Annotated in this window: 12 protein-coding genes and 1 tRNA gene; 12 read left to right on the forward strand and 1 reads right to left on the reverse strand. The window is 48.3% G+C overall.

The features are described from left to right. Window positions 1-50: 50 nt before the first annotated feature. The 10 genes from HXT23_RS00560 (at window position 51) to HXT23_RS00605 (ending at window position 11481) form a co-directional block, all read left to right on the forward strand. Window positions 51-3407, forward strand: a complete 3357-nt coding sequence (locus tag HXT23_RS00560) for an Rne/Rng family ribonuclease (RefSeq protein ID WP_422112903.1) — start codon at window positions 51-53, stop codon at window positions 3405-3407. 178 nt (window positions 3408-3585) lie between these two features. Beyond that, the gene (gene rplU / locus HXT23_RS00565) at window positions 3586-3894 is read left to right on the forward strand and encodes a 50S ribosomal protein L21 (protein WP_004111933.1); all 309 of its coding nucleotides are present in this window, start codon (window positions 3586-3588) and stop codon (window positions 3892-3894) included. Between the two features lie 33 nt (window positions 3895-3927). Then, entirely contained in the window at window positions 3928-4179 is a 252-nt protein-coding gene (rpmA, locus tag HXT23_RS00570; RefSeq protein ID WP_004106248.1) for a 50S ribosomal protein L27, read from the forward strand. A 355-nt stretch (window positions 4180-4534) separates the two neighbouring features. After that, window positions 4535-6199, forward strand: a complete 1665-nt coding sequence (obgE, locus tag HXT23_RS00575; RefSeq protein WP_422112904.1) for a GTPase ObgE — start codon at window positions 4535-4537, stop codon at window positions 6197-6199. 10 nt (window positions 6200-6209) lie between these two features. Then, entirely contained in the window at window positions 6210-7355 is a 1146-nt protein-coding gene (proB, locus tag HXT23_RS00580) for a glutamate 5-kinase (RefSeq protein ID WP_016790710.1), read from the forward strand. Between the two features lie 562 nt (window positions 7356-7917). Continuing rightward, a complete protein-coding gene (locus HXT23_RS00585; protein ID WP_422112905.1) occupies window positions 7918-9222 on the forward strand; it encodes a pyridoxal phosphate-dependent aminotransferase in 1305 nt (434 codons plus the stop codon). 135 nt (window positions 9223-9357) lie between these two features. Further along, window positions 9358-9433, forward strand: a tRNA-Trp gene (locus HXT23_RS00590). A 38-nt stretch (window positions 9434-9471) separates the two neighbouring features. Then, a complete protein-coding gene (gene secE, locus HXT23_RS00595) occupies window positions 9472-9687 on the forward strand; it encodes a preprotein translocase subunit SecE (protein WP_004111941.1) in 216 nt (71 codons plus the stop codon). A gap of 28 nt (window positions 9688-9715) precedes the next feature. Further along, complete coding sequence (gene nusG / locus HXT23_RS00600) at window positions 9716-10504, forward strand: transcription termination/antitermination protein NusG (protein ID WP_422112906.1); 789 nt, start codon at window positions 9716-9718, stop codon at window positions 10502-10504. Window positions 10505-10581: 77 nt separating this feature from the next. After that, window positions 10582-11481, forward strand: coding sequence for a biotin--[acetyl-CoA-carboxylase] ligase (locus HXT23_RS00605; protein WP_422112907.1), 900 nt, complete (start codon window positions 10582-10584; stop codon window positions 11479-11481). A 274-nt stretch (window positions 11482-11755) separates the two neighbouring features. On the opposite strand, the gene HXT23_RS00610 is transcribed toward HXT23_RS00605, so the two are convergent. Further along, a complete protein-coding gene (locus HXT23_RS00610; protein WP_032815806.1) occupies window positions 11756-12421 on the reverse strand; it encodes a biotin transporter BioY in 666 nt (221 codons plus the stop codon). A gap of 150 nt (window positions 12422-12571) precedes the next feature. Here HXT23_RS00610 and HXT23_RS00615 point away from each other — a divergent pair, with 150 nt between their 5' ends. After that, complete coding sequence (locus HXT23_RS00615) at window positions 12572-14419, forward strand: biotin carboxylase N-terminal domain-containing protein (RefSeq protein WP_422112908.1); 1848 nt, start codon at window positions 12572-12574, stop codon at window positions 14417-14419. Beyond that, window positions 14416-16068 (forward strand): acyl-CoA carboxylase subunit beta, encoded by a 1653-nt coding sequence (locus HXT23_RS00620; RefSeq protein WP_016801717.1) that lies wholly within the window; start codon window positions 14416-14418, stop codon window positions 16066-16068. Before HXT23_RS00615 ends, HXT23_RS00620 begins: the two co-directional genes overlap by 4 nt. Window positions 16069-16145 lie beyond the last annotated feature (77 nt).

Here is a 16145-nt window from a genome sequence, read left to right on the forward strand (position 1 = left end):
CATTCCAGGCTAAGAGCGCGAGACGATTGCAGCGTTTCGCTAGGAGCATTGTGCCCAGAGTAACGCGAGAAAGCTTCAACGGATTTGAAGCAGACGATAATAAAAAAGATAAAAATGAAAATGCTAATTCTAGTGCTAGCGAGAATGCTGGTGCTAATGTTAGCGTAAATCCTAATGCTACTTCCGCTAGAGTTGGCGGCGTTGTTAATGTTGTTTCTGGCGCTAAAGATGCTGCTAATGGAGTTCGTCGCAGGCGCGCTGGAAGGCGTGTAGTTAGGGTTGCAGGTGCTGCTGGCGAATCGATGAAGTTGCACGTTGAAGGCGGAGATAATCAGGATTTGCGCAATGGCGTAGCGGCGGCGGATTCTGCTCCTTTTGTTGCGGATTCTGCGGCAGATAGTTCTTATGCACAGCAGCAATCTCAAGCACATTTACGCCCAATAACATCGCTTTTATTCCAAGAGCCAGTTTTGCCTCAACGCGAGCATTCTGCTGAAAGCCGCGAGACGGATTCGGATTACGAAGATTCAAGCAGTAGTAAGCGCGATTCGCGCAGCCGTCGTGATTCGCGTGATTCGCGTGATTCGCGCAGCAAAGACGAGAGTAGGCGAAATAGCCGAGAGTCACGCAATAATCGCAAGTCAACAGACAACAGTTTAGACTTTAACGAATCACTTGAAAACAACGACGATTTTAGTGAAGACACAAATCGCAATTCTAAAAAATCGCGTAAAACTCGCTCGAATAAGTCTTATGCCAAAGCTAAAAGCGGCCGCGAAACTTTTGACGATAATTATGATTTGCAAGACGACGATACGCAATTGATTCGCGTGCGTTCTAGAGCAAATCGAGACGAGAAAAACGCGCAAATTGAGCGAGATAAAAATGCGAATCAAGATGAATCGCAAGCAAGTGAGCGCGGCGAGTATGGAAGCCAAAACGCCCGAAAATCGCGCAAAAATCGCAGACTTAACGCTGCAGAGCGCAGAGCTGCTGCCGAGGTTGAGCAAATCGAAGAAGACCTTGAATACGACGATATAACTTATGCACCAATAGAAAATCGTAAAGCTGGGAAAACCTCTAGAAGACTTGACTATAGCGATTTTGAGGATGATTTTAGCGGAGATTTTGCTCGAAATCGCGTTGATAACTTTGATAGCGTTGAAGATGCTTATAGCGCAGATAACGCAGATTCAAATGAAGTCTACGCAAAAGAATCCGATTTGCAAGACGACGAGGATGGCGTTGTAACAAGGCGCAGGCGTCGCAGGCGCTCCTCTAGAGTAGATAGGGCAGATAGAGCAGATAATGCCAATAAATCTGCCGAATCCGAAGAATCTTCTTCCTTTAATTCAACGTCTAGCAAGTACAGCGTAGACGAAATTGAGGTTTCTCAAGAAGACCGCGATTTGATTCCAGACCCAGAAGAATTGCGATCTCAAGACGAAGAAGTTTACACGCGTAGGCGCAGGCGTCGCAGATCCAAGATTGCAGATGACTCAAGCGCTAGTGAATCGCGATTTGACTCTGCAGAGACGGATTCGCAAAGTCGAAGGTCTAGAAAACAGCAATATATTGACGAAATCACAGATATTGAAGGCTCCACAAGGCTGGAAGCCAAAAAGCAGCGCCGCCGCGATAATCGCAGAGAGCGCAACCGCCAGAACTTGCTTATGGAGCAAGACTTTTTGGCAAGGCGAGAAAACGTTGACAGACTTATGGTTGTGCGCGAGCGCGATCGTCACACGCAAATATCTGTAATCGAAGACAACATTCTTGTAGAGCATTACGTTTCCGACATTCAAGAAGTTGCAACCGTTGGGAACATTTACCTTGGCCGCGTGCAAAACGTGCTGCCAAGCATGGAGGCTGCGTTCGTAGACATTGGTCAAGCTAGAAACGGCGTGCTTTACGCTGGCGAAGTCAACTGGGATACAACCAGGCTAGAAGGTCAGCCGCGAAGAATGGAGCTTGCGTTTAAGGCGGGAGACCCTGTTTTAGTGCAAGTTACTAAGGATCCTATAGGCCATAAGGGTGCGCGACTAACATCGCAAGTAACGCTTGCTGGAAGGTTCTTGGTGCTGGTGCCGTCTGGAGCGATGACGGGTGTAAGTCGCAAGCTATCCGACCGCGAGCGAAGCCGACTTCGCGCAATCGTAAGCAAAATCGCGCCTAAAGACATGGGCATAATCATTAGAACTGCTGCCGATGGTGCTAGTGAAGATGCGATTGAAAAAGACCTTGAGTCGCTTGTAAAACAGTGGGATCGCATAGAGGCAAAGCGCCAGGAATTCTTGCACGGAAAGCGTCCAAAGCTGTTGCAAGGAGAGCCAGACGTGGCGATTCGTGTTGTTCGAGACATTTTTAACGACGACTTCCAAAAGATGATTGTGGAAGGCAAGGGCGCGTACGACCGCATTTGCGAATACTTGGAGATGATGGCGCCTGATTTGCAAAGCAAGATTGAGTACTGGGATCCTGCAGAGCATGAAGGTAAAGACGTGTTTGACAAGTGGCAAATCGACAGCCAGCTTAGAAAAGGCATGGAGCGCCAGGTTTATCTTCCTGCAGGCGGGTCGATTGTTATTGACCGAACGGAAGCAATGACAACTATTGATGTGAACACGGGTCGTTTTATTGGCCGCGGAAAGTCTTTGGAAGAGACTGTGACTCGTTGCAATTTGGAAGCTTCCGAAGAGATTGCGCGCCAGCTGCGACTTCGCGATATTGGCGGCATGGTTATGATCGACTACGTAGACATGGTTATGCCGGCAAACCGTGATCTTGTTTTGCGTAGGCTTGTTGAGTGTCTTGCGCGAGACCGCACAAAGCATCAGGTTGCGGAGGTTACCTCTCTTGGTCTTGTGCAAATGACGCGTAAGCGTGTTGGGCAGGGGCTTGTTGAAGCGTTTTCGGAGGAGTGCCCAACGTGCAAAGGCCGCGGGTTTATTCTTCACGACGAGCCGACTGTGTCTTCGGAATACGCCGATCCGTACGCGCTTAAGGGCGGAGATCCGTTTATTAAGACCAATAAGCACGGCCACGGAAGCATTGCAGACACTGCGCCTACAGTTAAGCAGGAGTCTAGTGCAGATGTTCGCGCTAAGTTGGCGAAGATTGCGGCTGCGGCTGCGTCTTCGGCGTTCTTTGAGGAGTCTTTGCGCAGAAGTTTGGACGGCGGTAAGGATGATGCGGATTCTGCGGATAGCGATGATTCTGCGAATGTTGCGGATGATGCGATTAGTGAGGATTCTGCGGATGTTGCGGATGCTCGCGATTTTTCAGTAGATGAGCCAGTAGATAAGCCAGCGGAAGAGTCGCAAGCAACCGTTGAATCGCAAGAAGCAACAGACGAGTCGCAAGAAAAAGACGAGTCACAAGAAAAAACAGACGAATCAGAAAACTAAAAACGCCCAAAGTATAAGGCTTGAGTACAATAGTTTCTACTGTTTAGCTCGACTTTATAGATTAGCTCTTGACGTTAGTACAGGGGTAGGTGTATTTTTGATAGTCGGTGTCTTGCCGCATGTTCAATGCTGCGCGCGAGGCAAAAGTAAAGCTTTCAATTTAGCTAAGGAACGAATTATGTACGCGATTGTGAAGGCCGGTGGCCATCAAGAGAAGGTTGAGGTTGGAGACGCCATCCTCGTAAACCGTCTCGATGCAAAGAAGGGCGATACCGTGGAATTCCCGGTCGCGCTCGTTGTTGACGGTGCTAAGGTGACCTTAAGCGCTAAGGATCTTGCAAAGATCACAGTTAAGGCAGAAGTTCTTAACGACGAAGCTAAGGGTCCAAAGATTAGCATTATGAAGTATAAGAACAAGACTGGCGTGGCTCGCCGCAAGGGTCATCGTCAGAAGTTGACTCTCGTCAAGATCACGGCCATCGCCTGATTGACGGTGTTATAAACCTGAAAGGACAGCAAGATGGCACATAAGAAGGGTGCGTCCAGCTCGCGCAACGGTCGCGACTCACAGGCGCAATATCTTGGCGTTAAGAAGTTCGGTGGAGAAGCTGTTGTAGCTGGAAACATTATTGTTCGCCAGCGCGGCACCAAGTTCCATGCAGGACAGAACGTTGCTTTGGGCAAGGATCACACGCTGTATGCTTTGGTAGACGGCAATGTGAAGTTTGGCATTCGTCGCGATCGCAAGGTTGTAGACGTAGTTACCGCCTGAGTAACCAATAATCTTCTAGCCGCACCCCGTTCGGTGCGGCTTTTTTGTTTTTGCAAATCTGGCGAGTATTGACGCTTTTTGTTGTTGATTTTGGCGTTTTGAGCTACAAAGTGCGTAAGTGTTTTCCGCTTTTTGTACCAAATTTGGCCTAAATTACGTACAAAATGCGGAAAGGCAGGTCAAGACGTTCGCGTGTTACAGCGCGCGAACGTCTTCGCCGCGCGTAAAGTCCACTGGACTTTACGCTTAAGCGGCTCAGCGCTTTGAAGGAGCTTGAAATGCGTTATGCAATTTCAAGCTCAGTCAAAGCGCAGGCAAATTTGGCGAGTATTGAGCATCAAGTAAGGTAAAAGTTATGAGCGATTTTGTAGATCGAGTAACAGTACACGTTAAAGGCGGCGACGGCGGCAACGGATCCGCAGGCGTGCGTAGAGAAAAATACAAGCCACTTGCAGGGCCAAATGGCGGCAATGGCGGCAATGGCGGAAGCGTTATATTCGTAGCCGATCGCAATGCAAATAGCTTGCTTGATTACCGATTTATGCCTCATCGCGTAGCGCAAAGTGGCACAATGGGCTTGGGAGATACAAAAGACGGCTCCAAGGGAGAAGATCTTATACTGCCAGTGCCAGTTGGAACCGTGATTTTTGAGGCGAATGGCGCATCGGGCGCGCAAAAAAAGCCAGGCAACGTTTTGGCGGATTTGCAACACGTAGGAGACACGTTCGTAGTCGCAGCAGGAGGTGCTGGCGGCCTTGGAAACGCAGCTCTTGCAAACAAGGTGCGTCGCGCTCCAGGATTTGCGCTGCTTGGCGAGCCTGGCGAAGAGCGAGACGTAATCCTAGAGCTAAAGTCGATAGCAGACGTTGCGCTAGTTGGATTCCCTTCTGCAGGAAAGTCAAGTCTTGTAGCATCAATCAGCGCTGCAAAGCCAAAAATCGCAGATTACCCGTTTACAACTCTTGTTCCAAATCTTGGTGTAGTCAGCTTTGGCGAATACCGCTACACAATCGCAGACGTGCCAGGATTGATTCCAGGTGCTTCCGAAGGAAAGGGCTTGGGGCTTGAGTTTTTGCGTCACATTGAGCGCACGGAAATAATCGCGCACGTAATCGACTGTGCAACGCTGGAGCCAAATCGCGACCCAATCAGCGATTATAAGGCTTTGGAACATGAGCTTTCGCAATACGCAAACAAGCTTGATTTGCCGCTTGGAGCGATTCCAATTCCCGAGCGCCCGCGAATTATTGTGCTCAACAAGATTGATGTGCCAGAAGCAAAAGAGTTGGCAGAATTTGTGCGAAGCGATTTTGAAAAAATGGGCATGCCAGTTTTTGAGATTTCTACTGCTTCTCACGAAGGCTTGAAAGAGCTTGGTTTTGCGCTTGGAAAGATGGTGGCTAGTATGCGCGAAAAGCTTGCCGAGCAAGAGGCTGCGCGAGAAGAAGAACGCGTTGTTATTCAGCCGCTTGAGCAGCCAGCATTACGACGCCGCAGAGATGATGGACGCGGAAGTGCTAGCGACTTTACAATCGAGCGCGAAGAAGACAAAAATGGCGACTTTTGGTTTACTGTTACGGGTGCTAAGCCAGAGCGTTGGGTTGTGCAAACAAACTTCGACAACGACGAGGCAGTGGGCTATTTGGCGGATCGCTTAGCGAAGCTTGGCGTAGAAGACGAGTTGCGCAAGAAGGGCGCGCGACCAGGAGACGAGATTAGGATTGGCCGCGGAAACCGCATGGTTTGCTTCGACTGGGATCCAAGCATTGCAGCAGGCGCGGAAGGTTTGGATGGCGCAAGCCTTGGTGCGCGCGGAAAAGACTTGCGACTTGAGGCAAATGACCCGCGTGGCGCAAGGCGCACTAATGCGGAGCGCCGCCGCGACTACCACACAATGATGGATGCAAAGAGTGCCGTGCGAGACGCTATGATGGCGGAACGCAAGCAAGGGCATTGGGCAGATCCATCGGTAGATGACGATAAACACGATGAGCAGAGCCTATTTGGGCGTGGAGAGTAATTGATTAATAATGGTTAATAAAGCAATTGAGCCTACCGAAAACGGGGTTCGGCGTTCAATTAGCAATGCGCGCACAATAGTCGTAAAAGTGGGGTCTAGCTCGCTAACTTCGCAAAATGGTCACTTAGATGTGCAAAAGTTGCGCTCGCTAGTAGATGCCATTAGTCGCACGCAAATTAACGGCGCGCATGTTGTGCTTGTGTCTTCTGGCGCAATCGCAGCAGGATTTGGGCTGCTCGGCTTTGATTCTAGGCCAAAAGACGTTCCAACGCAGCAAGCTACGGCTTCGGTTGGTCAGGGTTTGCTTATGGCGCAATACGAGCAAGCATTTGCAAAATATGGTCTAAAAGTAGGGCAAATGCTGCTAACGGCAGACGTTACTATAAGTCCTTCGCGCTACCGCAATGCTCAACGCACAATGCTTAGGCTGCTGGAATTAGGCGTTGTGCCAATCGTAAACGAAAACGATGCTTTGTCTAGTAACGAAATACGTTTTGGAGATAACGATAGGCTGGCGGCGCTTGTTGCAAACATTGTTCGCGCAGATGCGCTGGTGCTTTTAACAGACGTAGACGCGCTTTATACTGCTCCGCCCAGCGAGCCAGGTGCCAAGCGGATTAGCTTTGTTGCAGATGTTACGCGCGCGCTAGACGATATTAAAGTTGGCGAAAGCGGATCGGGCGTTGGTACAGGCGGAATGGTAACCAAGATGGATGCGGCGCATATTGCTGCTGTTTCTGGAATCCCAACGCTTTTGACATGTGCGAGTAGCGCGGAGAGTGCGCTAGCTGGCGATTCGGTTGGAACCGTTTTTGCGCCACTAAACTCGCGCGCGTCTTCTAGAAGACTTTGGATTGGTTTTGCGTCTAATCCGCATGGTGCGATTATTGTAGATTCTGGTGCTGCTGCAGCCGTTTGCGCAGGGCGAGCAAGCCTGTTGGCTGCTGGAATCGTAGGGGTTACTGGCGATTTTTGTGCGAGCGACCCAGTGTGGATTGATGATGAGCATGGCAATCACTTAGCCAAAGGACTAGTTGCATTCGATTCAGACGAGATACCGCAGGTAATGGGTCTTACTACGGACGATTTAGAGGCCACTTTGGGGCGGCAATACGCGCATCCTGTGGTTCATCGCGACAATCTTGTGCTTTTATAATCTTCTATTTGCTAATCGATTTGCGTGTGCGCTTAAAGCTTCGCCAAATTAGGTAGAGATTCGAGATTTTTCGCCCTGAATGAGATGAACCTCAGCATGAAATGGTGATTCATTGAATGAAGAAGAAAAATCGAGAATCTCGGTGATAAAAACCACGCAAAAGTTCTAGCATGCAAGAGGGCTGGGTGATTCTTGGTCGAACAGTATAAGAGCGGCAGCCGATACCAAAATAATCCAATGACACACGCCTACAAACAAACTTAAACCAAAAACAAAATCAAAGCCAAATCGGAACAACCGCAACAACCGACAACACGTAAGAGGCGGAGCGTTGTGCGAATCGACGACTTCGAGCTGCATAGCGCGCGAGAAGTCACCTCGATTCGCTGAGCTTGCTCAAAGTTGAAAGCACAGTGTGCTTTCAACGCAAGCGAGGGCGTGAGCGCGCTGTAACGCGCGAGCGTAGAATTACCCAGCCCTACTACAACGCTAAATATGAAGCAGCTCTGGTCGAAAAAGAAACAAAATCGGGAAATAACGTGTAATGGCTAAACTGTAGAGTATGGCAGAAAATATCGCAGCAAATATTGCAGAAAACGAATCGCAAGTCGCAGAAGGTTCGCAACAAATCGCAGCAAATACATCAAACTCCCAATGGCGCTCTATGAGCAATCGCATTAACAAAGTGGCACCGAGTGCAACGCTTGCTGTAGATGGCAAAGCAAAAGCGATGAAAGCCGCAGGAATCGACGTTATTAGCTTCGGCGCAGGCGAGCCTGATTTTCCAACGCCGCTATACATTGTTGAAGCCGCAGCCGCAGCATGCAAAGACCCAAAAAACTACAAGTACACAGCTACGGCTGGCCTTCTAGAGCTACGCGAGGCGATTGCGCGCAAAGTTAAACGCGATTCTGGCTACGATGTTTCCCCAAATCAAGTTGTTGTAACGAATGGCGGCAAACAGGCTGTTTACGAAGCATGCCAGATTTTGCTAAACGATGGCGACGAAGTTATAATTCCAGCGCCATATTGGACAAGCTACCCAGAGGCAGTAAAACTTGCAGGAGGCGTTCCTGTGCCTGTTATGTCTGGAGCGGGTCGCGGTTTTGAGCCAGATATTGAGGCGATTGAGGCGGCTCGCACACCGCGCACGCGTGCGATTATTGTAACTTCGCCTTCTAATCCAACAGGCGCTATTTGGAGCGCACAAACGATTCGCGCGATTGGCGAATGGGCTGTAAAACACCATATTTGGGTGCTTTCCGACGAAATCTACGAGCATTTGCATTACGATGGCGTAAAAACTTCGTACATTGGCGTGGAAGTGCCAGAAGTGCGCGACCAGCTTCTTGTTTTGAATGGCGTTGCAAAAACGTACGCAATGCCAGGTTGGCGTGTTGGATGGATGGTTGCGCCGCTTGAGGTCGCAAAAGCCGCGGTTAAGCTTCAAAGCCACATGACGTCTAACGTTTCTAATATTTCGCAGCGCGCAGCTCTTGCAGCAGTTGGCGGACCATTAGATGAAGTTGCAAAAATGCGTGATTCCTTCGACGCTCGTCGCAAGGCGATTGTGCAAGCGTTAAACAGTATGGAAGGCGTAACTTGCCCTCTTTCGCACGGAGCTTTCTACGCGTTTGCAAACGTTGAGGCGCTGCTTGAGCGCCCACTTGGCAAGGATTCTAAGATTCCAGGCACGTCGTCTGTGTTTGCACAAATGCTTCTTGACGAAGCGCATGTTGCTGCTGTTCCTGGCGAGGCTTTTGGCGCGCCTGGTTACTTGCGATTCTCGTGCGCTTTGGCGGATAGTCAGCTTGCTGAGGGCATGAGGCGCATGAAGCAGTGGATTGAAGGCGGTAGCGCGCTTTAAAGTCGGAAGCTTCCGCGCATTTAGCGACACTCGCTAATCATAATAAAACCCCTTAAATCTTGCCCTTCCGCTATCATGAATATTCGGCGGTTTTGCCAAGTCAATCTTTTTAAGGTATGATTAGCAAGTTCACCTAGGGATGTGGCGCAATTGGTAGCGCAACGGTCTCCAAAACCGTAGGTTGTGGGTTCGAGTCCCGCCGTCCCTGCCAGTTTTATTGTTAACAATTTTCAAACGAAGGATTCAAGCATGGCCAAGGCAAAAGAGAAGAAGCCAAATTTGTTCATGCGTATTGGCATGTTCATTAAGCAAACTATTGACGAAACGCGCAAAGTCGTAGCTCCACACGGCAAAGAGTTGTTTGCTTGGTCTGCTTCCGTGTTTATTTTTGTTATTTTCTTGATGGTTTTTGTCACTGTTATGGACTTCGGTTTAGGCAAGTCCGTTATGTGGCTGTTTGGCTGATTTAAACGAATTTTGAGGGTGTGCAAATATGACTGACGAGTTGAATCTCGAAAATGTTGAGTCTGTAGAGAATTTTGCTGATTTAGATGCAGCTTCTGCTGCAGATGCGCCTGAGCAGGTTGAATCTACGGTTGCTGGCGATTCGCCAGTGGAAAATAGCGCTGATTCTGCTGAAGATTCCGCAGACGTAAATCCTACAGACGCTGGCGCCGCCGCAGTCGCCGAGTTTTCCAAGACTTTGCGAACTCTTGAAGGCAAGTGGTACGTTCTTCACACATACTCTGGCTACGAGAAGCGCGTTAAAACTAACGTTGAATCTCGCGTTCAAAGCTTTGGTTTGGAAGATAAGATTTTCCAGATTGAAGTTCCAATGGAAGAAGTCGAAAAGCACACAGACAAGGGCAAGAAGGTTATTACCCGTGTGCGCGTTCCAGGATATGTGCTGATTCGCATGTGGCCAGACGAGAATGCTCGCCGCATTGTGCGCGAGACTGAAGGCGTTACTGGTTTTGTTGGCCCATCTAAGGATCCAGCGCCTCTTAGCCGCAAGGAAGTTATTGATATGATGGCTCCTATGATTGCGTCTGAGGCGTTGAAGAAGGCTGGGGATAAGCCAGCTGCTGCTCGCAAGCGCAAGGTGGAAGTTGCCTACAAGGTTGGCGATCAAGTTACAGTTACAGACGGCCCATTCGCAACTATGGCTGCTGTAGTTTCGGACGTAGATCCTACAACGCAAAAGCTTACAGTTCTTGTTTCTATCTTTGGTCGAGAGACTCCTGTGGAGCTTGGCTTTGACCAGGTAGAGCCTATTGTTTGATAGTTGTTGTTTAAATAGCTATTAAATAGGTTTAGGCTTTTAGGCGATTTTATGGATTTTAAGGGATTTAATTCTCGATGAATTTTATCTTTTTAGACTCTGTTGATTCTACGCAAAATATTGCGCGAAAAGAGCTTCTTAATTGCGATTTTGAAAGCTCTTCAATTTTGAATCCGCTTGTTTGTGCGATTATTGCAAACAATCAAAGTGCTGGCAGAGGCCGTCTTGGTCGCAAGTGGGTTAGTGAATCGGGGCAAAGCTTTCTAGCGTCTTATGGTGCTATTTTGCCAAAAAGCGTTGTGATTGACCACAAATACAACGGATGGCTGCCTATGATTGCAGGGCTTTGCGCAAGAGATGCGCTGATTGACGCGCTTAAAGAAGTTGGCGCGCGCAAAATCTGCGACGTCGGCGATTACGAAAGTAAAATTTGCGATTTTGGTCAAGAAATAAAAATCAAATGGCCAAATGATATTTTTATTGGCGATTGCAAAGAAGGCGGAATTTTAACCGAAATCGCAGCTCTTGCAAATAATAGCTATGTTGCAAATCATGAATCTTCGCAACAAAATATTGGCGTGATTTTTGGAATAGGCCTTAATCTTAATGTGTCTAAAGAGTCGCTGCCAATTGAGCAGGCAACATCTTTGCAAATGCATTACGCGAATCTTCCAGACGCTATGGAGTTAAGGGATATCATTGCTAAGCGTTTAGCGAAAAACTTAAACAATAGACTTGCGAGTTTTGTGCAAAATCCTGCGCAAAGCGCATTGTGCTTGCGTAAGGAAGTTAGCGCAGTTTGTTGGACTCTTGGGCGCAAAGTTAGCGTGTATGCGCCAGAAGTTAATAGTGAGCTAAATAACAGTGAATGCGTAGAAGGCGTTGCGCAGAGCATTAAGGATGATACTTCGCTTTTGATTCTTAAAGACTCGGGAGAATCTGCGATTGTGCACACGGGAGATGTTTGCGCGCTTTGACCGCGCGAACGATATTTCCGCATTTTGTACGTGATTTAGGTCAAATGTGGTACAAAGTGCGGAAGTTTTTTCCCGAGTTTGTACCATTTTCGGGTCAAATTTGGTACAAAAAGCGGAAAAGGCAGGTCGTGTCGCTCGCGCGGATTAGCCGCGCTCACGTCTTCGCTTGCTTTTGATACAAAAAGACCGCAGTGACGAGACTGCGGCCTTAGAATAGTTAGCGCGTTACGCTTGCGATTAATCACGCATAATCACGCATAATCACGCTTCACGATCACGCATTGTGATTGCGTTTAAACGCGCCATACAATCCTGCGTAAGCTGCGCTAGCGATTGCAGCTTTAATAATATCGCCCACAATAAAGCCAGTAGAAGCCACGGCGATTGCCCAAACAGGCAAGTGCATCATAAGCGATTGACCTACAAATCCAAATGCGTAAATCACAAGAGAACCAACAACAGATGCTGCAAAATACGCGCCAAATCGTGCAAATTTCTTAGCAACAGAATCCTCTGGCATAGCGGCATTAACAACGCCTTCGAGCGCAGACTTTACGAGCGCAATCGCAGCTACACCGAACACGAATCCAACAAGGAATCCAACGCTAGGACCTGCAAAAGCCACAACGCCGCTCTTTCCGCCTGCAAACACTGGCATTCCAGCAGCACCAATCGCAAGGTACATAAGCACAGAGCTAACGGCTTGGCGCCAAGTCAAAGTAAGACCTGCCAAAGCCAAAACCAAAGTTTGCAAAGTTACAGGAACAGGAGTTCCAGGAATTGGCAATGCGCCAGCCATAGTGGCAGCGCTAATAAGAACAGTAAACAAAAACGCCTTAGCAAATGGAACAGCCAAACGATTAACATCAAAAGCCTTAGATGCAACTGCGCTAGAGCCTGCACCAGTGTTTGCACCAGAGTTAGATTCAAAATTAGCCACGATATCCTTCTTTCGTATTGTTTTTCGTTGCTGAATCAAAGATTAGACAAAAATCACCAGCCGCGCGTTGGAGAAGTTTACAAAAAATCGCATAATGTTTTGTTCAAATTCACGGATACTATAAGTCAAATTTCCTATAACTTGTAACGTATGGTTACGAATATCAAAAAAATACTTGTGGCAAATCGCGGCGAAATCGCGCTTAGAGTGATTCGCACTGCTCAAGAGATGGGAATACAAACTGTAGCTATTTATGCGGCATCCGACCGCCAAGCGCAGTATGTTGAGATGGCAAGCGAAGCGTACGCGCTTTCTGGAGACACGTACAGAGACACTTATTTAAACGAAGACGCGATTATAGACATTTTGCATAAAAGCGGCGCAGATGCTGTACACCCTGGTTACGGATTTTTATCGGAAGTAGCGAGTTTTGCGCAAAAGGTGATTGATGCTGGCGCTGTGTGGATTGGCCCGAAGCCAGAAGCGCTTATTGATTTGGGGGATAAAATAACCGCGCGGCGCGTTGCAACTCGCGCTAAAGTGCCGCCCGTACCAGGCATATCGGAGCCTGTAAAAGACATTAGAGAATTGTTGACTTTTGCGCAAACACACGGCTACCCAGTTATGATGAAGCGCACAGATGGCGGCGGCGGCCGCGGAATAACCGTTGTGCACAACGATGATGAGCTTCGCGGATTCTACATGAACCACGACGCTTTGCAAGGCGGCGACCTTGACGAGTACTTTATTGAGCGTTTTATAGACAAGGCCAGGCATGTGGAAACGCAGGTTGGCCGCGATTTGCATGGAAACTTCACCATATATTCCACGCGCGACTGCTCGGTGCAGCGCCGAAACCAAAAGTTGGTTGAGGAAGCACCAGCGCCATTCCTTACCGATGACGAGAACGCGCAGCTTCACCGATATTCTCGTAACCTATTTGAAGCTGTTGACTACGTTGGTTTGGGCACGTGCGAATATATGGTGACATCTCAACACAAAGTTTACTTCTTGGAAGTGAACCCACGATTGCAAGTTGAGCACACAGTTAGTGAGGAAGTTAGCGGACTAGATCTTGTGCGCGAACAGCTTACGATTGCTGACGGCGGTGAGCTTATGCAAAATCACCCTTCGCGCGGGCATAGTTTTGAGCTTAGAATCACTTCGGAAGACCCAGCTACAAATCTTACGCCTAGCGCAGGCACGCTAACAAAAATAGAGTGGCCATCTGGTCCTGGAATTCGTGTGGATTCTGGCGTAGAAGTTGGAGATAGCGTGTCTCCAAAATTCGACTCCATGATGGGCAAGCTTATTGTTACGGCGCAAAATCGCGACGCGGCAATTGCTCGTGTACGGCGCGCGCTTCGGGAGCTTTGCATTGAGGGAGTGCCTACTCCTGCTAAGCTTTTTGAGCAGATTTTTAACGACCCTGATTTTACAGCGCAAGATCACGATTTTGATATTTCTACAAAATGGCTTGAGCGCAAGTATTTGAATCGCACTGCTGCAGCTGCAAATGGCGGACAGCCTGCTTCTTTGGATTCCAATAAGTCTGGTGAAGACGCGCAAAATAAGCCAACTAAAATGGAGTCTTTTGTAATAGAAGTAGATAATAAGCGCGTAAAACTTACGATTCCGCAAGATATTGTAGACAATCTTACTGGTTCTGCACGAGTTAGAAGCACGGTTCGCGCATCGCAGCCGCTTAGAGGGCGAGGCTTAAGAGGAGATACTCACAAGTCGGAAATGCCAAAGGACGCTCCTGGCGTGATTTCTGCTCCAATGCAAGCTGTGATTACGCGCGTGAATGTTGCGGAAGGTCAGAGCGTAGCTAAAGGCGACCTACTTGCTGTTCTTGAATCCATGAAAATGGAAAACTACGTTTATGCACCTGCAGCTGGTGTAGTTACGGGCATTTTTGTAGGGCCTGGAGATGGTGTAGAAGCAGGCGAAAAGCTTGTAACAATTGACGTGACTAAAGGCGGTAGTGCAAAATGAGTGCGCTTACTAAAGATGATACGCAAGTTGCAAAAGATGTTAATAGAGATGATACGCAAGTTAATAAAGATGCGCAGTCTACTCAGTCTACTCAAACTACGCAGCCTCAGCGCGGAAAAGCAGCCGTAGAACACGCGGCTCGCCTTGCTAGAGATGCCGAGCAGAATGCTTTAGAACGCCAGCATGCAAAGGGAAAATCCACTGCCAGAGAGCGTTTGGATTTGCTTTTTGATACGGGCACGTTTGAAGAAATCGGCCGCTTTAACGGCGGAGACATAAATAACGATGTTGCAGGATGCGCTGTAATCACTGGCTTTGGCGAAGTGTACGGCAAAAAAGTGGCCGTGTATGCGCAGGATTTTTCCGTTCGTGGCGGCACGCTTGGTCGCGCTGAAGGCCAGAAAATTTGCCATCTTCTAGACATGGCGTTGCAGCTTGCGGTTCCAGTTGTTGCGCTAATCGACTCGGGTGGCGCTCGCATTCAAGAAGGCGTTAACGCGCTTACGCAATATGGCAGAATCTTCAAAAAAACTTGTGAAGCAAGCGGTTTAATTCCGCAAATTTCCTTGATTTTAGGACCTTGTGCTGGTGGCGCAGTTTATTGCCCTGCTCTTACGGATTTTATAATCATGACTCGCGAGCATTCCAACATGTTTGTAACTGGTCCAGATGTTGTTAAGGCTGCTACAGGCGAGTCGATTAGCATGGACGATTTGGGCGGTGGATATGTGCATAACTCCACTTCGGGCGTTGCTCACTATTTGGGCGAAGACGAGGCGGACGCCATTGACTACGCGCGCACGATCCTTGCTTATTTGCCGCAAAATTGCAATCAAAATCCGCCAACATTCGCATACGCTGCCACTCGCGCAGACAGAGAAACCGCTAAGCAGCTTGCGACTATTGTTCCGAGCAATGATCGCCAGCCGTACGACGTTTTAGACGTTATTCGCGCAATCGTAGATTATGGCGAATTTGTGCAAGTTCAGGAGCTTTATGCTGCATCCGCGGTTGTTGGTTTTGCTTGCATAGACGGGCATCCTGTTGGAATAGTGGCAAATCAGCCTAAGGTAAACGCGGGAATTTTAGACGTTAATTCTTCCGAAAAAGTAGCGCGATTTGTGCGATTGTGCGACGCGTTTAATCTTCCTGTTGTAACTCTTGTAGACACTCCTGGATACAAGCCAGGGTCTGACCAGGAGCACGCTGGAATTATTCGCAGAGGCGCAAAAGTAATTTACGCATACGCAAACGCGCAAGTTCCGCTTGTTACCGTGATTTTACGCAAGGCTTTTGGTGGAGCATACATTGTAATGGGCTCAAAGTCTATGGGCGCAGACTTTAACTATGCTTGGCCTACCAGCCAGATAGCGGTTTTGGGCGCTCAAGGAGCTGTGAACATTATTCATCGCAAGGATTTGCAAAAAGCAAAAGAGCGCGGTCAAGATGTTGACGCTTTAAGAAAAAAGCTTGTTGAGAATTACGAAAATACCACTGTAAACGCGAATCTTTCGCTGGAAACTGGCCAGATTGACGCAATGATAGATCCTGAGCAAACAAGAGATGTTATTGCTAATTCTTTGAAGATTTTAAGAAGTAAAAAACGCGTTTCGAGAACGGGGAAGCATCATGGAAACCAGCCAATGTGATTTTAGGGTGATTTTAGGGTGATTTTAGGGTGATTTGAGATGATTTGGCAGCCGCGCAAAAGTCGCAAGCAGCCGCG

Source organism: Gardnerella sp. DNF00257 (assembly GCF_049262745.1).
GTDB lineage: Bacteria > Actinomycetota > Actinomycetes > Actinomycetales > Bifidobacteriaceae > Bifidobacterium > Bifidobacterium piotii.